Annotated in this window: 18 protein-coding genes; 6 read left to right on the top strand and 12 right to left on the bottom strand. The window is 65.3% G+C overall.

All coding sequences use genetic code 11. The features are described from left to right. Nucleotides 1-216: 216 nt before the first annotated feature. The 9 genes from alkB to CWS35_RS18025 form a co-directional block, all read right to left on the bottom strand. Nucleotides 217-870 (bottom strand): DNA oxidative demethylase AlkB, encoded by a 654-nt coding sequence (alkB, locus tag CWS35_RS18065; RefSeq protein WP_100952869.1) that lies wholly within the window; start codon nucleotides 868-870, stop codon nucleotides 217-219. Between the two features lie 13 nt (nucleotides 871-883). Beyond that, complete coding sequence (locus tag CWS35_RS18060; RefSeq protein ID WP_100952867.1) at nucleotides 884-1,627, bottom strand: 2OG-Fe(II) oxygenase; 744 nt, start codon at nucleotides 1,625-1,627, stop codon at nucleotides 884-886. 251 nt (nucleotides 1,628-1,878) lie between these two features. After that, complete coding sequence (locus CWS35_RS18055; RefSeq protein ID WP_100952865.1) at nucleotides 1,879-2,565, bottom strand: DUF2848 domain-containing protein; 687 nt, start codon at nucleotides 2,563-2,565, stop codon at nucleotides 1,879-1,881. Next, a complete protein-coding gene (locus CWS35_RS18050) occupies nucleotides 2,558-3,907 on the bottom strand; it encodes an amidase (protein WP_024579406.1) in 1,350 nt (449 codons plus the stop codon). Before CWS35_RS18050 ends, CWS35_RS18055 begins: the two co-directional genes overlap by 8 nt. Before the next feature lie 108 nt (nucleotides 3,908-4,015). Next, nucleotides 4,016-4,735, bottom strand: coding sequence for an ABC transporter ATP-binding protein (locus CWS35_RS18045; RefSeq protein WP_100952863.1), 720 nt, complete (start codon nucleotides 4,733-4,735; stop codon nucleotides 4,016-4,018). After that, complete coding sequence (locus CWS35_RS18040; protein ID WP_100952861.1) at nucleotides 4,725-5,456, bottom strand: ABC transporter ATP-binding protein; 732 nt, start codon at nucleotides 5,454-5,456, stop codon at nucleotides 4,725-4,727. Before CWS35_RS18040 ends, CWS35_RS18045 begins: the two co-directional genes overlap by 11 nt. After that, entirely contained in the window at nucleotides 5,446-6,366 is a 921-nt protein-coding gene (locus CWS35_RS18035; protein ID WP_100952853.1) for a branched-chain amino acid ABC transporter permease, read from the bottom strand. Before CWS35_RS18035 ends, CWS35_RS18040 begins: the two co-directional genes overlap by 11 nt. Further along, the gene (locus tag CWS35_RS18030) at nucleotides 6,359-7,282 is read right to left on the bottom strand and encodes a branched-chain amino acid ABC transporter permease (protein WP_100952851.1); all 924 of its coding nucleotides are present in this window, start codon (nucleotides 7,280-7,282) and stop codon (nucleotides 6,359-6,361) included. The genes CWS35_RS18035 and CWS35_RS18030 overlap by 8 nt, the downstream gene beginning before the upstream one ends. A gap of 159 nt (nucleotides 7,283-7,441) precedes the next feature. After that, nucleotides 7,442-8,689, bottom strand: a complete 1,248-nt coding sequence (locus tag CWS35_RS18025) for an amino acid ABC transporter substrate-binding protein (RefSeq protein WP_024579401.1) — start codon at nucleotides 8,687-8,689, stop codon at nucleotides 7,442-7,444. Between the two features lie 265 nt (nucleotides 8,690-8,954). Between CWS35_RS18025 and CWS35_RS18020 the strand changes: the two genes are divergently transcribed. The 4 genes from CWS35_RS18020 (at nucleotide 8,955) to CWS35_RS18005 (ending at nucleotide 12,809) form a co-directional block, all read left to right on the top strand. Beyond that, nucleotides 8,955-9,368 (top strand): Zn-ribbon domain-containing OB-fold protein, encoded by a 414-nt coding sequence (locus CWS35_RS18020; RefSeq protein ID WP_024579400.1) that lies wholly within the window; start codon nucleotides 8,955-8,957, stop codon nucleotides 9,366-9,368. A gap of 4 nt (nucleotides 9,369-9,372) precedes the next feature. Continuing rightward, entirely contained in the window at nucleotides 9,373-10,512 is a 1,140-nt protein-coding gene (locus tag CWS35_RS18015; protein WP_024579399.1) for a thiolase, read from the top strand. Nucleotides 10,513-10,623: 111 nt separating this feature from the next. Then, nucleotides 10,624-11,538 (top strand): SDR family oxidoreductase, encoded by a 915-nt coding sequence (locus tag CWS35_RS18010; RefSeq protein WP_024579398.1) that lies wholly within the window; start codon nucleotides 10,624-10,626, stop codon nucleotides 11,536-11,538. Between the two features lie 158 nt (nucleotides 11,539-11,696). After that, complete coding sequence (locus tag CWS35_RS18005) at nucleotides 11,697-12,809, top strand: SMP-30/gluconolactonase/LRE family protein (protein ID WP_024579397.1); 1,113 nt, start codon at nucleotides 11,697-11,699, stop codon at nucleotides 12,807-12,809. A gap of 41 nt (nucleotides 12,810-12,850) precedes the next feature. Here CWS35_RS18005 and ppc read toward each other — a convergent pair whose 3' ends face one another. The 3 genes from ppc to CWS35_RS17990 form a co-directional block, all read right to left on the bottom strand. Then, nucleotides 12,851-15,658 carry a phosphoenolpyruvate carboxylase gene (gene ppc / locus CWS35_RS18000; RefSeq protein ID WP_100952849.1) on the bottom strand — a complete coding sequence of 936 codons (2,808 nt, stop codon included), beginning with the start codon at nucleotides 15,656-15,658 and terminating at the stop codon, nucleotides 12,851-12,853. A 135-nt stretch (nucleotides 15,659-15,793) separates the two neighbouring features. Further along, a complete protein-coding gene (locus CWS35_RS17995) occupies nucleotides 15,794-17,341 on the bottom strand; it encodes an acyl-CoA synthetase (RefSeq protein WP_100952847.1) in 1,548 nt (515 codons plus the stop codon). 88 nt (nucleotides 17,342-17,429) lie between these two features. Next, a complete protein-coding gene (locus tag CWS35_RS17990) occupies nucleotides 17,430-18,239 on the bottom strand; it encodes a crotonase/enoyl-CoA hydratase family protein (protein ID WP_100952845.1) in 810 nt (269 codons plus the stop codon). A 100-nt stretch (nucleotides 18,240-18,339) separates the two neighbouring features. On the opposite strand from CWS35_RS17990, the gene CWS35_RS17985 reads away from it, so the two are divergent. Together CWS35_RS17985 and CWS35_RS17980 are read left to right on the top strand one after the other, a co-directional pair. Further along, nucleotides 18,340-19,215 (top strand): SDR family oxidoreductase, encoded by an 876-nt coding sequence (locus CWS35_RS17985; protein ID WP_100952843.1) that lies wholly within the window; start codon nucleotides 18,340-18,342, stop codon nucleotides 19,213-19,215. A gap of 236 nt (nucleotides 19,216-19,451) precedes the next feature. Next, nucleotides 19,452-21,032, top strand: coding sequence for a fatty acid--CoA ligase (locus tag CWS35_RS17980; protein ID WP_100952841.1), 1,581 nt, complete (start codon nucleotides 19,452-19,454; stop codon nucleotides 21,030-21,032). Nucleotides 21,033-21,156: the final 124 nt, after the last annotated feature.

The raw sequence follows: 21,156 nt of genomic DNA, 5'->3' as shown, positions 1-21,156 counted from the left end.
ACCTGAAGTGTAGACCAGCTCTCCCATTGGCGGGAGGCCCTTAGCCTGACTGGAGCGACGAAGCAAAGGTATGAGCGGCCAAAAATATCGAAAACAACCCCATGCAAAGCAGCAGGCGTTCCGCCGGCCCTCGGAAAAGCGCTTGACGCGCCGGGCAACTCAACAGTATATTTCCATTATTCCGAAATATTGCCACCACCTGCCGCCGCGCAGTAGCTAGCGCACCTTGCGGAAGGTCAGATTGATGCGCTGGCGGCCGAGCACGCCGTGTTCGCCCTCGGCGAGCGGCGCGACGCCGTGATAAAACAGCCGTGACGGCCCACCCCACACGGCGACGTCGCCATGTTCGAGCCGGTAACGGCGCGGCGTGTCGCTGCGTTTGAGCCCTCCGAACAGGAAGGTCGCCGGCAACCCGAGCGAGATCGAGACGATCGGCGCACCGTAATCGAGCTCGTCCTTGTCCTGATGCAGCGACAGTTTTGCGCCCGGCACATAGCGATTGATCAGGCAGGCCTCCGGGGCGAAGCCGGCGAAACCGGCCTCATCAGCGGCAGCGGCAGCCAGCCTGCGCAGAACGTCAGGCATGGCTGGCCAGTTCAGTCCGGTATCAGGATCGATCGGATCGTAGCGATAGCCGCCGGGATCGGAGACCCAGCCGAGGCTGCCGCAATTGGTCATCGCCACCGACATCCGGTGGCCGCCCGGCGTGATCAGATGGCGGAACGGCGCCTGCTTCACGATCGCGCGCAAGGCGGGAATCAGCTCGACCTCGAACGGCCGGACAAAGCCGCGCAGCAGCACCGCGCCGTCAGCGATCGTCTCGCGCGGCGGCCGTGCATCGCCAACAGTCTCGAACAGATCAGCGGCCACGCCTGTCTCGCACTCACTTCGCGTCGTGGAAGATCACACCGACGGTGTGACGATGGCCGGACCTGATCCGGCTGACGCCGTGGCGCAGATTGACACGATACGGCCCGCGTGTCCCCTGCACCGGACGATGATGCACGGCAAAAGCCACCGCATCGCCCCTGGTCAGCGGCACCACCTCGGGCCGCGACTGCATCCGGGGCCGCTGCTCGGTCAGCACGAACTCGCCGCCGCTGAAATCGCGCCCCGGCTCCGACAGCAGGATCGCGACCTGGATCGGAAACACGTGCTCGCCGTAGAGGTCCTGGTGCAGGCAGTTGTAGTCGCCCTCGCCATATTGCAGCAGCAGCGGCGTCGGCCGCGTCTGCCCGGCGTCATGACAGCGCTTCAGGAACGCCGCGTGCGACGAGGGATAGCTGATCTCGATCCCCATCGTCTGGTTCCAGCGGTTGGCGGTCGCCGTCAGCCGTGCATACAGCGCCGGCCGCAGCTCCGCGATCAGATCCGGCAGCGGATAGGAGAAGTATTTGTATTCGCCGCGGCCAAAGCCGTGGCGGCCCATCACGACCCGGCTGCGGAACCGGCTGTCGTCGGGATAGAGCGCGGCGATGGTGTCGCACTCGTCCGGCGTCAGCAGGCCACTGAGAACGGCGGAGCCCTGCCCGTCGAGGTCGGTTGCAATCTGGTCCCAATCGAGCCCGTCGATGCGGGCGGGAATGCAGGTGGCTGGGCGGCTGATGGTCTTTGCTGTTGCTGTCATGGGCCGGAATCTGGCCCGTGATTACGACCCGCGCCACCCGATTTCCGAGTGGAATGTTTCAAGATCGCCGCCACATTCACGGTGTCGTCCCGGCGAAGGCCGGGACCCATAGCCACCGTCATCAGTTGTTGAGAAAGCTGGGGCCACAGCGTGCCGACCACAGCATCCTGTGGTTATGGGTCCCGGCCTTCGCCGGGACGACGCGTGGGGAGAGTATCGGTCGGCTCTATGAACGCGCGCGCGGAAGGAATTCAGCCCCGCACCGGCAAGGTCACCACGTCATAGCCGTGGCTGATCTTGCGCTTCAGCACCGGGTCTTCCAGCTCGAACTCGAAGCGGCTGGCGGGGCGGATGCCGCCCTTGGCGGCGAAGGTGCCGCCGAACATGGCGCAGCCATCGGGCAGCGCGCCGCCGTCGAAGCCGCGCGCGATCAGGTCCTTGACCGGCAACATGTGGTCGAGGGTGCCCTCCTGGTAGAGCACGCGTTCGCCGCCGATCGTGGCCCAGGAGCGCAAGGTCAGCCGGTCCCAGTGGCCGATGACGTCCTCGAGCTCCCAGAGCTCGGACGCGACCGGCTTGTCGCACATCTGCTTCGACACCGTGACGCTGTAGCTCTCGACCTTGCGGTCGGTATGGTCCGAGCCGCAGCCGACGAAGATGCGGCCCTGCCAGCCGATCAGGACGAACTCGACCTCGCCGCTGGAGTCCTCGCCGCAGACCTCGATGGTATCGGCGAAGGTCAGCCGGCGCGCCGAGCAGCGGTAATAGATCGGCGTGGTCGCGGGCCGGGCGATGCCGAGTGCTTCGAGCTCGGCGATGTGCTTGTCGCGCGCCACCGGATCGCGGCCGGTCCAGCCGGCGATCACGGCCTGCCGGATTTCCAGCGTCAGCGGCGTCGCGACGCCCTTGTCGTCGACATTGAAGGTGAGATCAAACACGGATGACGGTCTCCATTCCGGCCGCAAGCTCGAAGATACGGCGATCCGAACCGCCCGCGGCGGCGAGCATCAGGCCGACCGGGGCCTCGCCCTCGCGATGCGCCGGCAGCGAGATGGCGCAGCCATCGAGCGTGTTGATCAGCGAAGGGTTGCGCAGCGCGCGCAGGTTCTCGGTGGCGAACGCCTTGTCGTCGGCGAGAGCTGCAATGGTCGGAGGCAGGTTCGCCGTGGTCGGCAGCACCAGCGCATCATAGGGCGCGATCCGCGCCTCGGTGCGCGCGATGAAGGAGCGGCGGGCATTGAGCAGGTCGATGTAGTCGGCGGCGAGGAATCCCTCGCCACGCTGGATGCGCACCGCGACCCGCGGGTCGTAGATGTCGCCCTTGCTGGCGAGCAGGAAGCGATGCCAGGCATAGCTCTCGGCCGCTGAGAAGCCGCCCTTGGCGTTCATCACGCCGACATCAAGAAACTCAGGCACCTCGATCCGCTCGATCAGCGCACCGGCGCGCGACAGCGCCGCCAGCGCACGCTCGAAGGTCTTCGCGACGGCATCATCGAGGTCGTCGAGCGCGACCGTGGTCGGCACCGCGAGCCGCATGCCCTTCACGGGGCGCGGGGCAAGCGGTGTCACCGGCTGGTCGGCCAGCACCGCGTCGAGCACGGCGCAGCAGGCCACCGAATTGGCCAGCGGGCCGTAGCTGTCCAAGCTGAACGACAGCGGCACGCCGCCATCGAGCGGAATCCGCCGCTGCGTCGGCTTGTAGCCGACGATGCCGTTGAACGCCGCGGGAATCCGGCAGGAGCCGCCGGTGTCGGTGCCGAGCGCGCCGAACGCCATGCCGTCGGCGATCGACACCGCGGCGCCCGAGGACGAGCCGCCGGGCACATGGCCCGCGCTCCGATTCCAGGCACTCTTCGGCGTGCCGTAATGCGGGTTGATGCCGATACCGGAATAGGCGAACTCGGTCATGTTGGTGCGGCCGATCACGATGAAGCCGGCGCGCTTCAGCCGTGCCACGGCAGGCGCATCGGCATCCGCCGGCGCGGAATCCTCCAGCGCCCGGGAGCCGGCGCGGGTCACCTGCCCCTTGATGTCGAACAGGTCCTTGATCGAGATGGGAATGCCGGCAAACGGCGACGGCGCGGCGTTGGCCTTGCGCAGCCGGTCCATCGCGTCGGCGGCTTCCAGCGCCGCGTCGCGGTCGACATGGATGAAGGTGCGCTGGCCCTCGCCGGCGGGATCGGCGATCCGGGCGATGCACTGCTCGACGAGCTTGCGGGCGGAGGTCGCGCCGCTGGCGAGATCGGCGGCAAGGGAGGCGAGTGTCGGATTGCTGGGCATGGCTCTCACTTCAAGGCTTGGACGTCGCGGCTCTCACCGCTTCCACTTGATTGTTGCGCGAACCGGGGCCGATTTCCAGATCGTCGATGCCCGTCCCCGGCGTCGCGATTACTTCAATCCGAAATAGGCCTTGTGCAGCTCCTCATTGCCGCTCATTTCCGCAACGGTGCCGGAGAAGCGGATGCGGCCGCCTTCCAGCACGAAGACACGGGTGGCGATCTCCAGGAAGCCGATATTCTGCTCGGCGATCAGAAGCGCCAGCCCGCGGCCTTGCAGGCTCGACAGCGCCCGCAGCACTTCCTTGACGAACAGCGGCGACAGCCCGGCCGAGGGCTCGTCCATGACCAAGAGCTTCGGCTCCGCCGACAGCGCCTTGGCGATGCCGAGCATCTTGCGCTGGCCGCCGGACAGGCTGGAGGCCGGATCGCGGCGCTTGTCGCGCAGCACCGGAAACAGGCCGTACAGTTCGTCGACCCGCGCGCCTGGATTGGCATGGCCCAGCGCCTGCGCGCCGACGCGGATGTTCTCCTCGATCGACAGGTCGGGAAACACCGCAAGCTCGGACATGTAGGTCATGCCGCGCTTCATGCGGTCCGACGAACGCATCCTGGTGATGTCTTCGCCGCCGAGCCTGATCTGGCCGCTGCGGGCCTCGATCAGGCCGACCAGCGATTTCAGGAAGGTGGTCTTCCCGGCGCCGTTGGCGCCGAGCAGCAGCACGGTCTCGCCGGAGCGGACGTCGAGATCGACGCCCCACAACACCTGCATGGTGCCGTAGCCGGCATCGACGCCCTTGGCGTCGAGAAGCGAAGCCGTGTCAGTGGGCATGCTCGCCTCCCAGGAACACCTCGATCACCTGCGGCTCGCGCACCGCGGTCGCAAGCGTGCCCTCGAAAATCTCCTTGCCCGCATTGAGCACGATGACGCGGTCGGTGATCTGCTCGATGAATCCCATCAGATGCTCGACCACGATAACAGCCATGCCGGTCGCGGCCAGCGCCTTGATGCGGCCGGCGATCCAGTCGAGCTCGGCAGGGTTGAGGCCGGCCGCGAGCTCGTCGAGCAGCAGCAGCCGCGGCCGCGTCGCCAGCGCGCGGGTGAGGTCGAGCATCTTCTGCTGCGCGCTGTTGAGATCGGCGGCCGGACGGTCGGCGACCTCCTTCAGCCTGTACTCCTCGAGCAATTCGGCGATCGAGGGCGGCGTGCCGGTGGCGCCGCCATAGGCCAGCGCCACCTGGATGTTCTCGCGCACCGTGAGCGACAGAAACGGCTTTGGCACCTGGAAGGTGCGGTTGATGCCGCGGTGAACCAGCCGGTGCGAGGCAATGCCGCCGGAGGACGCGCCGTCGAACACCACCTCGCCGCCATCGGGCGCATAGAGGCCCGAGATCACGTTGATCGCCGTGGTCTTGCCGGAGCCGTTCGGGCCGACGAGCCCAAGGATCTCGCCGGGAACGACGTGGAAGCTCAGGCCGTCGAGCGCGTGGAAGCCGCCGAAGCGCTTGACCAGCTTCGAGACCTTGAGGATGGGGGTCTTCTCAGGGGACATGCCACCCCCTGCGCGTTGCCAGCGACACCAGCCCTGCGGGCAGGAACAGCACCAGTCCCATGATCAACAGGCCATAGATCAGCTGGAAATATTGCGGCGTGGTGAAACCGATCAGATTGTAGATGCCGTAGAGGATCAGCACGCCGACGATCGGTCCGGTGATGGTGGCGACGCCACCGAACAGCGCGAACACGATGGCGAAGATCGAGAACTCGCCGGAGAACACGTTGTCGGGGTAGAACACCGAGACGTACCAGGCGTAGATGCCGCCGGCGAGGCCCGCGACCAATGCCGAGGCGAGCCAGGCGATCACCCGCATCTTGATGATGTTGACGCCGGCCATCGACGCCGACACCGCATCCTCGCGCACGGCCTGCAATGCAAGGCCGAACGGCGAGTTCTTCAGATACACCACCGCGCCGACCGTCAGCGCCATCACCACGACCGCGGCGTAGTAGGCGTGGGTCGGATTGAACGTGCCGGTGAGCGACACGCCGTATGGTCCCTTGGTGATTCCCTCCAGCGCCGGGTTGGCGACGAAGTGCAGCACCGCGAGCGCGGCCGCGAGGTTGGCGATCGCGAAATACGCACCCGACAGCCGCAGCAGCGGCGTCAGCAACAGACCGAGCGCGACCGCGACGAGGCCGCCGACCAGCACCGCGAGCGGCGCCGGCGTCTGGAGGTGCATCACCATGATGGCAAAGCCGTAGGCCCCGGCCCCGAAGAAGCCGACATAGCCGAACGGCAGATAACCGGTGAAGCCATAGATGATGTTCACGCCCTGCGCGAGGATCAGGAAGATCACGAAGTTGAACAGCAGCAGATGGTTTTGATAGACGCCGGGCAGCAGTGCGAACACCACCACCAGCGGCACCAGGATGAACAGCAGGTGTTTCGAGGCGTTATGCAACGCGCACCCGCCTTCCGAGCAGACCGCTCGGGCGCAACAACAGGATCACGATCAACAACACATAGGGCAGCAGGTCGGCCCAGGAACTGAGATAGGTCTGCACCAGCATGTAGCAGAGGCCATAGACGACGCCGCCGAGCGCGGTGCCCAGCGGGTTGCCGAGCGAGCCGAGCACGACGATCGCAAACGACGTCACCGTCGCGTCCGCACCGAAGGCCGGCGTCACCGAGCCGAACATGAAGGGCGCGAACACGCCGGCGACGGCCGCGATGCCGAGCCCGATGCCGAACGCCGCGGCCGAGACGCGATCGACATCGATGCCGGTGGCCAGGGCCTCGTCACGGCGTGACATCACCGCGCGGGTCAGGGTGCCGAGCCGCGTGTGGTAGAGATAGAGGTACACCAGCGCGATCGCGACGAGGCTCGTGATCGCCGCGATCACCCACGGCGCGGGAAAGCCCTGGCCGAAGATCTCGATCGGCCCTGCTCCACCGGCCTTGCCGCCGAACAGCTTGACCTTGATGGTCGAGAACACGGTGCCGAGCAGCCGGCTCTGGATCGAGCGCTCGCTGGTGCCGGCGAAGATCGTGGTCACCGCCTCGATCACCTGCGACAGGCCGAAGAACAGGATGATCGACAGCATTTCCGGATTGGCCGAGCCTTGCAGCCGCGGCACCAGCACCCAGTACAGCAGCACGCCCGCCAGCACGAAGACCACGAAGGCCAGCGGCACCGCGAACAGCGGGTCGATCCCGGCGATGCCGACCACGCCGAACGCGATGAAGGCGCCGAGCATCAGGATGTCGCCATGCGCAAGATTGACGATGCGCATGACGCCGAACACGAGGTTGAGACCGATGCCGACCAGGCTGAAATACAGCCCGAACAGCACGCCGGCAACGAGCGCATAGGTCATGCTAGCGCCCGCCGCCCACGTTCGTCATGACCAGGCTTGTCCCGGCCATCCACGTCTCTCTCACGCGGAAACCAAGACGTGGATGCCCGGCACAAGGCCGGGCATGACGGAGCTTGTGGGGAGATCGAGCCCATATGCGATAGTCTACCGTGAACCGCATCACGGCGCCGGATAGATCGGCTTGCCGGTGGCGGTCTCATGCGGATAGATCGAGACGAACTTGATGTGGTCGTGCTCGTCGACCGTGAGCTGGCCGAGCGGCGTCAGTTCGCCGATCTGGCCGCCGGTCTCGTCCAGCGCGAAGGTGCCGTCCAGGGTCTTGAGCTGGCCGCTGAGCGAGAACACGGCGCGGCGCAGCTCCATCTGGTCGAGGCTGGTCGCAACCGACAGCGTCTTCTCGATCACCAGCGCCGTGGTGTAGCCGGCCACCGCGTTGAAGCCGAACTCCATCTTGCCGTCGTTGTACTTCTTCAGCCAGGCTTCGCGGAAATCCTTCATGGTCATCCCGAAATTGACGGGATAATCCAGCTCGGACGGCGGCACATAGGTCCAGATGTGCTCCAGCCCCTTGGCGCCGACATTCTTCTCCAGCAGCTCGGTCTCGAGGCCGGCATAGATCGCAAACAGCATCTTGAACTTGGTGCCGACGTCCTGGACGTTGCGCAGGAAGGCGATGTCGTTCGGCGCGTAGCCGAAATGGATCACCGCATCGGGATTGGTCTTGCTGATGTTGTTGATGATCACGTTGTAGTTGGTGGTCTCGGTCGGAACGCCCTGGTCGTAGACGATCTCGATCGGCGCGCCGGACTCCTTGACGAACTTGCGGAACGCGTTGGCCTGGGTGCCGGTGAACTCGTTGGTCGCGTAGAGGATCGCGACCTTCTTGATGCCGAGGCCCGGGCCGTCATGGCTGATGAAATCGGCGACCGGCTTCGGCCACACCGTCGACACCGGGTCGGCCATCAGCGCGATGTAGGGATTGTCCTTGGAGAAGAAGCTCGCGCCGGTTCCGGTCTGGTCGAACAGAAACATCTTGCGATCGCGCGCGATCGCGACCGCGGGCGCCGTCAGCACCGATCCGGAATCGGCGACCAGCAGGTCGACCTTATCCTGGGTGATGAGCTGGTTATACAGCGTCGCGGCGGTCGCGGTGTTGCTCTGGTCGTCATAGGAGACAAGCTTGATCGGGAGCTTCTTGTCGAACGCCTTCACGAAGACGCCGCCCTCGGCGTTCTTCTGCTCGACCCACAATTTCAGCGAACTGTAGACCGGCATCGAGATCGAGGCGTAGCGCCCGGAGGACGCGTACAGCGTGCCGATCTTGATCTCCGACGGTGCGTCGGCGGCGATTGCCTGCGTGGCAAATGCGAGGCTGGCAGCGAGTGCCGCGCCGATGATCCTCAGCATGATATTATTCCTCCCGGGTACCTTGGACGTGTCCTGGACAGATATGGACGTATCTTGGACGTGTCTTGCAGCTGTGTTGGACGCGGCCCTTCTACGCGCCGGATCGAGGCGACACAAGCATCGCGGCCTTAGCAATTGTGCGAGGGGCGGAATATGCGGCATGCGCCGGACACAGGCCGCTGCGCGGGGCATGGATGGACCGTTGACGGGCCTCGGTCCGATGGCGCATCAAGACTGGAACGATTTCGGGAGGAAACATTCAGTCATGGCCGAACCCGCGCGCGCGAAACCAAAACCGACACCTGAAACCCAGCATTTCTGGGATGGCACCAAGGCCGGCGAACTGCGCCTGCAGCGCTGTGACGCCTGCGCCAATGTCTACTTTCCGCCGCGGCCGTTCTGCCCCTCCTGCGCCTCGCGCAAGGTTTCGGTGTTCAAGGCCACCGGCAAGGGCAAGCTGTACAGCTACGTGATCAATCATCGTCCCGCCGCGCCCGGTTTCACGCCGCCATATGCGATCGCCATCGTCGAGCTCGACGAAGGCCCGCGCATGATGAGCAACATCATCGATTGCCCGCAGACGCCGGAAGCGCTCGAGCTCGACATGCCGCTCGAGGTCGCCTTCGAGGCGCTCGACGACAAGATCACCCTTCCCTTGTTCCGTCCGGCAAAGGGCTAACACGATGCGCAGGAACCAGGTTGCCGTCGTCGGTGCGGCCGAAACCACCGAGCTCGGCGTCATCCCCAACATGTCGCAGATCCAGCTGCACGCGGACGCGGCGCTGAACGCGATCGCGGACGCCGGCCTGAAGCTGTCGGACATCGACGGCTTCGCCACCGCGGTCGAGACCCCGCAGCAGATGGCGCACTATCTCGGCATCACGCCGACCTGGGTCGACGGCACCTCGGTCGGCGGCTGCTCCTTCATGCTGCATGTCCGCCACGCCGCGGCTGCGATCGAGGCCGGCCTGTGCAAGACCGTGCTGATCACCCATGCCGAGAGCGGCAAGTCGATGATCGGCAAGCAACCGCGCTTCACCGCGCCCGACAGCCTCAACGGCCAGTTCGAATCGCCGTTCGGCGTCTACGGGCCGCCGAGCATGTTCCCGATTCCGGTGCTGCGCTTCATGAAGACGCACGGCATCACCCATGAGCAGCTCGCGATGGTCGCCGTGGTGCAGCGCGAATGGGCGGCGAAGAACCCGCGCGCCACCATGAAGGACCCGATCACGGTCGCCGACGTCTTGAACTCGCGGATGATCGCCTATCCGTTCCGGCTGCTGCAATGCTGCCTCGTCACCGACGGCGGCGGCGCGCTGATCCTGACCTCGGCCGACCGCGCCAAGGATTTTCCGCGCAAGCCGGTCTACATCCTCGGCACCGGCGAGAGCGTCGAAACGCCGATGGTCAGCCAGATGAAGACCTTCGACTCGTCGCGCGCCTTCAAGGTGGCGGGCCCCCTCGCCTTCAAGGAGGCCGGCATCACCCACAAGGACGTCGATCACCTGATGATCTACGACGCCTTCGCGCACCTGCCGCTGTACGGCCTCGGCGACCTCGGCTTCATGCCCCATGAGGAAACCGGCAAGTTCATCGCCGATGGCAACACCCGCCCCGGCGGCAAGCTGCCGCTCAACACCAATGGCGGCGGGTTGAGCTACATGCACTCCGGCATGTACGGCATGTATGCGTTGCAGGAGAGCGTGCGGCAGATGCGCGGCATCGCGCCGGCGCAGGTGCCGAACGCCAAGATCTCGGTCTGCCACGGCGTCGGCGGCATGTTCGCCGCGAGTGGCACGATCATCTTTACGAACGAGAAGTAACCCAACCCGTCGTTCCGGGGCGCGCGAAGCGCGAACCCGGAACCTCGAGATTCCGGGTTCGATGCTGACGCATCGCCCCGGAATGACGGGCAGCAACAAGGAGAAACCCACATGGCAAAATCACTGCAAGACAAAGTCATCATCGTCACCGGCGCGGGCCGCGGCATCGGCCGCGAGATCGCGCTGCTCTGCGCGGCGGAAGGCGCCAAGGTCGTGGTCAACGATCCCGGCGGCGCGGCCGACGGCGGCGGCTCCAGCGCGGCGCCCGCCGAGGAGGTGGTCGAGGAGATCAAGAAGCGCGGCGGCACCGCGGTCGCCAACTTCGAGTCGGTGGCGGAAGCCATCCCGGCCAGCAAGATCGTGAAGACCGCGACCGATCATTTCGGCCGGCTCGACGGCGTCGTCAACAATGCCGGCATCCTGCGCGACATGATCTTCCACAAGATGAGCGTGGAAGCCTTCGAGGCCGTCATCAAGGTGCACCTGATGGGCTCGTTCTATGTCAGCCATGCCGCGGCGCGGATCTATCGCGAGCAGGAGTCGGGCGCGTTCGTGCACTTCACCTCGACCTCCGGCCTGATCGGCAATTACGGCCAGGCCAACTACGCCGCCGCCAAGCTCGGCATCGTCGGGCTGTCGAAGTCGATCGCGCTCGACATGGGCCGCTTCAACGTGCGCTCGAACTGCGTGTCGCCGTTCGCCTGGACCCGCATGATCGGCACCATCCCGACCGAGACCGACGCCGAGAAGGCGCGTGTCGAGAAGATCAAGCAGATGGGCCCGGAGAAGATCGCGCCGGTCTGCGCCTATCTGCTGTCGGACGCCGCCAAGGACGTCACCGGGCAGATCTTCGGCGTGCGCATGAACGAGATCTTCCTGTTCGGCCAGCATCGTCCGGTGCGCTCGGTGCATCGCGGCGAAGGCTGGACGCCGGAGACCATTGCCGAGCACGGCATGCCGGCGCTGAAGGGATCGTTCGCCAAGCTCGACCGCTCGGCCGACGTGTTCACCTGGGATCCGATCTGAGGATTTCGGTTTCGATCTGACAGTTTTATGAAAAGTCGCCTCCGCGAAGCCGCGGGGGCGACACACTCTTTGGTTGTTTCTTCACAGCGTGCCCGCATTGTGCCCGAATTGCGGGCGCATGATCGTCCTCCCCATAACAAAAAGCCTGGGAGGACTTCGTGACGAATCCAAGCAACACATTGAAGCACGAGGCCGACGGAACGAAGGCGTTCGACCGTCGAACGATCTTGCGCGGCGCAACCGCGCTTGCTGCGACCGCGATGGCTGCATCCGATGCATCGGCGCGCGACTACGGCCGCAACGCGGAGCCGCAGCGTTATCCTGATCCCGACATCGTCGTGATCGACGACAAGCGCTTCAAGGCCAAGGTCGGCAACACCGCGATCAAGCGGCTCTACACCGGCTGCCTGTGGGCGGAAGGCCCGGCCTGGAACGCGCAAGGCCAGTACCTGGTGTGGAGCGACATCCCGGCCAACCGCCAGTTGCGCTATCTCGACGATGACGGCCACATCTCCGAGCAGTTCCACAAGCCGTCGAACGAGGCCAACGGCTCGACCTTCGACTTCGAGGGCCGGCAGATCACCGCCGAGCGCACCCGGCTGGTGCGCTACGAGCACGACGGAACCGTCACCTCATTGGCGGAGCAGGCCAATGGCAAGCAGCTCAACGGGCCGAACGACATGGTCGTGCATCCCAACGACAAGTCGATCTGGTTCACCGATCCCGGCTATGGCGCGGTCTCGATCTATGAGGGCCAGCGCGCCAACACCGGCTCGGTCCAGCCCTTCCAGAAGGAAGCCGTCTACCGCATCGATGCGTCGACCGGACAGATCACCAAGGTCTGCGACGAACCGTTCAAGCCGAACGGCATCGCCTTCAGCCACGATTACAAGAAGGTCTATGTCTGCGACACCGGCATCACGCATTATCCGAACGCCAAGAACATCGTCTGGCAGTACGACCTCAACGGCGACAAGCTCTCCAATCCGCGCACGCTGATCGACATGACGCTGGACGGCAAGTCGGGCTTCCCGGACGGCATGCGGGTCGACATCGACGGCAACATCTGGGTCGGCGCCGGCTGGGTCGGACCGGGCTATGACGGCGTCCAGGTGTTCGCGCCCGACGGTCAACGCATCGGCCAGATCCTGCTGCCGGAGACCTGCGCCAACCTCACCTTCGGCGGCAGGAAGCGCAACCGCCTGTTCATGACCGCGAGCCAATCGCTCTATGCGGTGTATGTGGAGACGCGGGGCGCGCACAATTGCTGATCTAGCCGTCGTCCCGGCGAAGGCCGGGACGACAGTGGTGCTTAACCGCTATTTCTCAACCCCGCCGAGATCCCGTTGATCGTGATCTGAATCCCGCGCAGCACCTGCTCGTCCGGGTTCTGCGCGCGATGCTCCTTCAACAGCTCGACCTGCACGTGGTTGAGCGGGTCCATGTAGGGGAAGCGGTTGCGGATGCCGCGCTCCAGCAGCGGGTTGCCTTGCAGCAGCCGGTCGTGGCCCATGATGTCGAGCAGCGTCTCGATCGACAAATGCCATTCGCGGCGGATCTGGCCGAATATCTTCTCGCGCAGCGCGACGTCCGGCACCAGCTCGGCATAGCGCGAGGCGATCGCGATCGAGCTCTTCGCCAGCACCATGTCCATGTTGGAGAGCAGCGTGCGGAAGAACGGCCACTCCTTGTAGAGCTCCTGCAGGAACGGCATGCCCTGCTCCGGATGCTCCGCGATCCAGGTCTCGACCGCGGCACCGAAGCCGTACCAGCCCGGCAGCATCAGCCGGCATTGCGCCCAGGAGAACACCCACGGAATCGCGCGCAGGTCCTCGATCTCGCGGGTCTTCTTGCGCGAGGCCGGACGGCTGCCGATGTTCAAGGTCGCGATCTCGTTGATGACGGTCGAGCCCCAGAAGTAATCGGCAAATCCCGGCGTCTCATAGACGAGCCCGCGATAGGCCTTGAAGGCGAGCGCGGAGATTTCCTCCATCGCCTTGAGATATTCCGGACGCGGCGCGCTCTGTCGCGGCTGCAACAGGCTGGTTTCCAGCGTCGCCGCGGCGAGGATCTCCAGATTGCTGCGGCCGACCTCGGCATTGGAATATTTCGAGGAGATGATCTCGCCCTGCTCGGTGATGCGGATCTGGCCGTTCACCGCGCCGCCGGGCTGCGCGATGATCGCGTCATAGCTCGGCCCGCCGCCGCGGCCGACCGAGCCGCCGCGGCCGTGGAACAGCCGCAGCCGCATGCCGTGGCGCTCGAACACCTCGACCAGGCCGATCTCGGCCTTGTAGAGCTCCCAGCCCGAGGTGACGAAGCCGCCATCCTTGTTGCTGTCGGAATAGCCGAGCATCACTTCCTGGACGCCGCCGAGACTGTCGACCAGCCTGCGATAGTCGTGCAGCGCCAGCATCCGGTCCATGATGCCGCTGGAAGCTTGCAGGTCCTCGATGGTCTCGAACAGCGGCACGATGTTGATCGCGCTGCGGCCGGACGGATTGACGAGCCCGACCTCCTTGAGCAGCACCGCGACCTCGAGCATGTCGGACATGCCCTTGCACATCGAGATGATGCATTGCGAGATCACCTCGGGACCAAACTTGCCATGCGCCTCGGCGGCGGCCCGGAACACGGCGAGTTCGCTTTGGGTCTCCTCGGAATATTTCACGAAGGGCGAGGCCAGCGGCCGCGCGCTGCGCAACTCGCCGAGCAGCAGGCTGACGCGCGCCTCCTCGCCCAGCGCGAGGTAGGACATGCCGGGATTGGCGGTGTCGAACAGCTCGGCGATGGTGCGCTCATGCACCGCCGAGTTCTGCCGGATGTCGAGCCGCGCCAGATGGAAGCCGAAGCAATCCACCGCCCGCCGCAACTGCCGCAACCGGCCGCGCGCGATGACGCCGGAATTGTTTGCGATCAGTGAGCGGTTGAGCACGTCGAGATCGGCCTGGAACTCGCTGACGCTCGCATACGGCTCGGCCTTGCCGACCGGCGGCCGCGTGGTCTCGACCTCGAGCCGCATCGCGGTGGCGGCTAACCGCGCATAGATGCCCGACACCGCCAGACGATAGGGCTCGCCGCTGCGATGCGGCGAGGTGTCCGGCGAACGCTCGGCGAGGACCCGCAACTCCTCCGAGATATCGGCGAGATGGGCCGCGAGCGACAGCTCGGCGCCGAGCGCGTGCAGTTCCTCGAGGTAGAAGCTGAGCACCCGGCTCGATTGCAGCCGCAGCGTGCCGCGCATCACCTCCGCCGTCACGAACGGATTGCCGTCGCGGTCGCCGCCGATCCAGCTTCCCATCCTGAGGAACGAGGCGAGCTCGCCGGCCTCGCCGACTTCCTTGTTCAGCCGGTCCTCCAGCGCGCAATGCAGCCGCGGCAGTTCCTGCAGGAAAGTGTAGTCGTAGAACGACAGGCCGTTGGCGACCTCGTCGAGCACGGTCAGCTTGGTCCGGCGCAGCAGATTGGTCTGCCACAGCGTCACCACCGCGCGGCGAAGCTGCTCGTCGCTGGCGTCGCTCTCGTCCGGCGTCATCTGCAACCGCTCGCGGCGATCGAGCAGATCGGCGATCTCCATCTCGCGGTCCATCGTGCTCTTGCGGCGGACCTCGGTCGGATGCGCTGTCAGCACCGGGCTGACCAGCGCGCCCTTGAAGAAGCTGCGCAGGTCGGCCGGGCTGATGCCGGCCTGACGGGCATGGACCAGGGTCTGCTCCAGCGTGCTCGGCCGCGGCGCCCCGTTGGGGCCGAGGCTGCGCATCTGGCGGATGTTGTTCTGGTCCTCGGCGATGTTGGCGAGGTGGGAGAAATAACTGAAGGCGCGGACGATCCGCAGCGTCTCGGCGATCGACATGCTGTCGAGGATGCCCTCGAGCTCGCGCCGGGCCAGCTTGTCCTCATCGCGGTGGAACCGGACCGAGGTCTGGCGGATGCGCTCGACCAGGTCGAACGCGTCGGCGCCCTCCTGGTCCCGCACGGTGTCGCCCAGCACACGTCCCAGCAGGCGGATGTCGTTGCGGAGCCGCGCGTCCTCCTCCTGCGCCGCCCTATCGAGGAGGCCGGCTTCAGCGGCGCTCCTGGTACCTAGGTCGGTCTCGGAAGGCATGGTCTGGGGTGACATGGCGGGCTACTCCAGAGGCTGCCGGGTTCCCCTGGAGTGTGCGCTTTTTTTGCCGCAGCGCAAGATGAACTTGGTGGCGGTGCACCACTGCTGTCGTCCCGGCTTTCCGCCGGCACGACAGGCTTCTTTGCGGCGCTAGATCCTCCGCCCTGCCCGCTCCCAATACGGGTCGCGCAGGCGGCGCTTGAAGATTTTCCCGGAGTCCTCCCGCGGCAGGTTGGTCTGGATTTCGATGTGCTTGGGCACCTTGTAGTCGGCGAGCGCGGTTTTCAGCTGGGCGCGGACCGCCGACATGTCGAGCGAGACACCCGGCTGCGGCTCGACCACCGCCATCAGCGCCTCGCCGAACTCGGCGTCGGGGATACCAAATACCGCGCAGTCATGCACGCCGGGGACTGCATGCAGCACCGCCTCGATCTCGGCCGGATAGATGTTGACGCCGCCCGAGATCACCATGTCGCGCTTGCGATCGCAGATGAAGACGTAGCCGTCGGCGTCGATATAACCGACGTCGCCTGAGGTGATGAAGCCTTCCCGGTCGATCTCGGCGCGCTTCTCGGACTTGTTGTGATAGGTGAAATCGGGATTGCCGGCGATCCGCGAATAGATCTCGCCGATCTGCCCTCGAGGCACCTCCTTGCCGTCGTCGCCGATGAAGCGAAGCTCGGCGCCGGGCGATATCTTTCCGACCGTACCGGGCTTTTTCAGCGCATCCTCCGAGGTCGCGAACGTCACCGCGCCCGACTCGGTCGAGCCATAGAATTCATAGATCACCGGGCCCCACCATTCGATCATGGCGCGCTTGACATCGGCCGGACACGGCGCAGCGGCGTGAATGATGTGGCGCAGCGACGATACGTCGTATTTCTTCCGCACCTCCTCCGGCAGCTTCATCAGGCGGATGAACATGGTCGGCACCATGAAGATGGTGTCGATCCTCTCGCGCTCGATCAGCGCCAGAAATTCCTCCGCGTCGAAGCGTGGCATCAGCACCAGCGCGCCGCCGAGCCGGCCTGACCGCAGTCCGAAGGAATTCGGCGCGGAATGATACAGCGGTCCCGGCAGGATCGCGCGCGCGCCGGGCTTCAGGCCATAGATCATCGCGCGCATCGCTTCCGCGTTGGCGGTCTGTTCCGGCGTCGGCGCGAAGCGGCGCACGCCCTTCGGATGGCCCGTGGTGCCCGAGGTATAGATCATGTTCTGCGGTTGCGGCACGACAGGGCCGTCATAGCGCGGGAATTGCGCCAGCCAGGATTCGAAATCGATCGCGAAATCCGGGGTTCCGAGATGATCGGGATTGATCTTGTAATGGCTAAGGATTTCCGGCGGCGTCGGCACGCTGAGCACGGTGACGTCGGGCGGGATCGCGCCACGCAGCGGATGCAGCATGTCGGCATGGCCGATCAGGACCCGCGTGCCGGAATCCGTCAGCACGTAGTTGACCTCTTCCGGCTTGAAATGCCAGTTGACCGGCACGCCATAGGCGCCGAGCCGCATCGCCGCATAGGCCGCCTCGATGAAGGCGATGTCGTTGCGCATCAGCATGCAAACGCTGTCGCCCGGCTTGACGCCGAGCTTGGCAAGGCCGCTGGCGATACGCTCGGTGCGCTCGGCGACCGCTGCGTGATCGCGCCTGCGCTCGCCGGAGATGATGCCGAGGAAGGGGTGGGACGTTTCGCTCATGTGTTCTTGTTCTTCTTTATCGGTTGGCGATGTTGCCTGTGCCCGTCATAGCCGGAAGAAGCTCCGGCCATGACGGCAGCAAGGTCATTCACGCATCCGCAAACTTCGGCGCGCGCTTCTCCAGATTGGCGCGCACCGATTCGGTCTGGTTCGGACTGCCGAGCAGCTTCTGCTGCTCGACGGATTCCGCAAGCAGCGCCGCCGCCGGATCGGCCGACAGATTGTTCAGCAGCCGCTTGGCGGCACGGATCGCATCCGGGCTCTTGCCGGCGATCTCGCGCGCGACCTCGAGCGCCGCGGCACGCGGATCGTCGCAGACGCGGGTGGCAAGCCCGTAGCTCTGGGCTTCCTGTGCGGAGAAGATGCGGCCGGTATAGGTGAGCTCGCGCAGGATATCGTCACGCACCAGGCTCGCCAGGATCGGGGTGCCCGCCATGTCCGGCACCAGGCCCCACTTGATCTCCATGATCGACATCCGCGCATCGGTTGAGAGGAAGCGCATGTCGGCGCCAAGCGCGAGCTGGAAGCCGCCGCCGAACGCGACGCCGTGGACCGCGGCGATCACCGGCACCGGAAGCTGGCGCCAGCCCCATACCGCCTGCTGCGGAAAATTGGCCTTGCCGTGGGTCCGGATGGTCAGATCCCGCTTCTCACCGCCAGGCACCCCATTACCACCATCCTTCATGGCGGCGAACCGGCCCATGTCGAGGCCGGCGCAGAAGGCGCGGCCCTCGCCGGACAACACCACGACCCGGACGCCTTTTTCCTTGGAAAGCCGGTCGGTTGCGGCGACCAATGCCTCGAACATCGCGGCATCGAGCGCGTTCATCTTGTCCGCCCGCACCAGGCGGACATCCGCGATACCGTCCGAAATCGATATCGAAACGCGATCTTCCATTGAAATCTCCTCCGCTGATCCTGGTTGGCGCTTTACAGAAAGGCCGTTGTCCGGTTTTAGTCAATCGACCAATTAACTGACAACCCCCGTGGAGGAAACGATGTTCAGCAATCAGCTTCTTGCCGGGCGGCGCATATTGGTAACCGGCGGTGGCACCGGTCTCGGCAAGGCCATGGCCACCCGGTTCCTGCAACTCGGGGCCGAGGTCCATATCTGCGGCCGCCGCAAGAGCGTTTGCGACGAGACCGCCACCGAACTGATGGCCGAGCATGGCGGACGCGTCGTCAGCCACGGCGTCGATATCCGCAATGCCATGGCGGTCGACGAGATGATCGAGGCGATCTGGACCACCAGCGGCCCCCTCACCGATCTGATCAACAACGCCGCCGGCAATTTCATCTCGCGCTCGGAAGAGCTTTCGGCGCGCGGGTTCGATGCCGTGGCCAACATCGTGATGCACGGCACCTTCTATGTGACGCATGCGGTAGGCCGGCGCTGGATCGCGGGCGGCCATCGCGGCAACGTGGTGTCGATCACCGTGACCTGGGTGCGCAACGGCTCGCCCTATGTGGTGCCGTCGGCGATGAGCAAGTCCGCGATCCATGCCATGACCATGTCGCTGGCGATCGAATGGGGCCGCCACGGCATCCGCCTCAACACCATCGCGCCCGGCGAGATTCCGACCGAAGGCATGAGCAAGCGCATCAAGCCGGGCGACGAGGCCGGCGCCCGCACCAAGGCGATGAATCCGATGGGCCGCGTCGGCACCATGGAGGAGTTGCAGAACCTCGCAGTGTTCCTGATCTCCGGCGGCTGCGACTGGATCAACGGCGAGACCATCGCCATGGACGGCGCGCAGGCGCTGGCGATGGGCGGCAATTTCTACCAACTCCGCGACTGGAGCGACGACGACTGGACCAAGGCGCGGGAGTCGATCAAGGCGCAGAACGAAAAGGATCGCGCGGCGCGGGGCTGAGGCCGGCGCTTGCGCATCAACCGCCACTGTCGTCCTGGCGGAAGCCAGGACCCATAACCACCGCTGTGTGCGATTGCGCACGTTGTGGCCGTAGCGTCGCGCCTCCTTTGCACTGGTGGTAATGGGTCCTGGCTTTCGCCAGGACGACGTTGAAACATAGCGAGTACCCACCCCGTATTGTTTTTCCCGCGCGATGCAGCCACACTCCGCGCCAACAAAAACATCACGGGGGAAACATGTCCGACGCGCCGAAACCAAACAATCTTGCCGACATGGTGCGCGACCGCGCCAAGAGCCGCGGCGATGCGCTGGCCTATGAGTTCGAGGGCCGGCAGACCAGCTTCACCGAGTTCGACACCAAGACCAACCGCGTCGCCAACGCGCTGATCGCGATGGGCGTCCGGAAAGGCGAGCGCATCGCCTATCTCGGCAAGAACAGCGATTTCTATTTCGAACTGCTGATGGGCGCGATGAAGGCCGGCGTGGTGATGGCGCCGGTGAACTGGCGTCTCGCCGGCCCCGAGGTCGCCTTCATCGTCGACGACTGCAAGGCGCCGCTGCTGTTCGTCGGCCCCGAATTCGTCACCCAGGCGCGCAATATCAGCGACAAGCTGCCCAGCGTCCGCAGCATCATCACGACCGAGGGCGGCGCACCGGAATGGCCTGACTATCTCGCATGGCGCGACGCACAAAGTGGCGACGACCCGCGCGTCGCGATCGAGCCGAAGGACATCGCGATCCAGCTCTACACCTCGGGCACGACCGGCAAGCCGAAGGGCGCGATGCTGTCGCACGCCAACTTCCTCAACCTCGTGCAAACCGGCAACGAGAACGAGAAGCCGGACTGGAACAAATGGACCACCGACGACGTCTCGCTGGTGGCGATGCCGATCTTCCACATCGGCGGCTCCGGCTGGGGCGTCATGGGACTCTATCACGGCGCCCGCGGCGTGATCGCGCGCGAATTCGATCCGACCAAGGTGCTCGACTTCTTCGAGCAGTCCGGCATCACCAAGCTGTTCATGGTGCCGGCGGCGATGCAATTCGTGGTGCGGCAGCCACGCGCGCGGCAGGTCGATTTCTCCCGCCTGAAGTACATGCTGTATGGCGCCTCGCCGATCCCGGCGGCGCTGCTGAAGGAGTGCATCGAGGTCTTCAAATGCGGCTTCGTGCAGATGTACGGCATGACCGAGACCACCGGCACCATCGTCGCGCTGCCGCCGGAGGATCATATCGAAGGGCTCGAGCGGATGCGCTCGGCCGGCAAGGCGCTGGCGGGCGTCGAACTCGCGATCCTCGACGCGGACGGCAAGCCGCTGCCGCCGGGCGAGGTCGGCGAGATCGCCACCCGCTCCGGCTCCAACATGGCCGGCTACTGGAATCTGCCAGAGGCCACCGCGAAGACGATCGACGGCGACGGCTGGCTGCGCACCGGCGATGCCGGCTACATGGACAAGGACGGCTATCTCTACATCCACGACCGCATCAAGGACATGATCATCTCCGGCGGCGAGAACATCTATCCGGCCGAAGTCGAGAGCGCGCTGTGCGACCACCCGGATGTGGCGGAAGCCGCGGTGATCGGCATCCCCGACGACAAATGGGGCGAGGCGGTCAAGGCTGTCGTGGTGATGAAGCCGGGCAAGAGCGCTGATGCGACCGACATCATCAACTTCGCCCGCGAGCGGATCGCCGGCTACAAGACGCCGAAATCGGTCGACTTCATCCCTGCGCTGCCACGCAACCCGTCGGGCAAGATCCTGCGGCGGAGCCTGCGTGAGCCGTACTGGGCGGGCAAGGACCGGCAGGTGAACTGATCGGGCGCGACCCTACTTTGCCGTCATCAAAGCGGGTGATCCGGTATCCCGGAGACAGCGGTTATGGAATCGATAGGCCGCAGCGTACTGAATACCCCGCTTTCGCGGGGTATGACGGGTCAAC

This window comes from Bradyrhizobium sp. SK17, from assembly GCF_002831585.1.
GTDB lineage: Bacteria > Pseudomonadota > Alphaproteobacteria > Rhizobiales > Xanthobacteraceae > Bradyrhizobium.
This window is presented reverse-complemented; position numbering and strand designations above follow the sequence as displayed.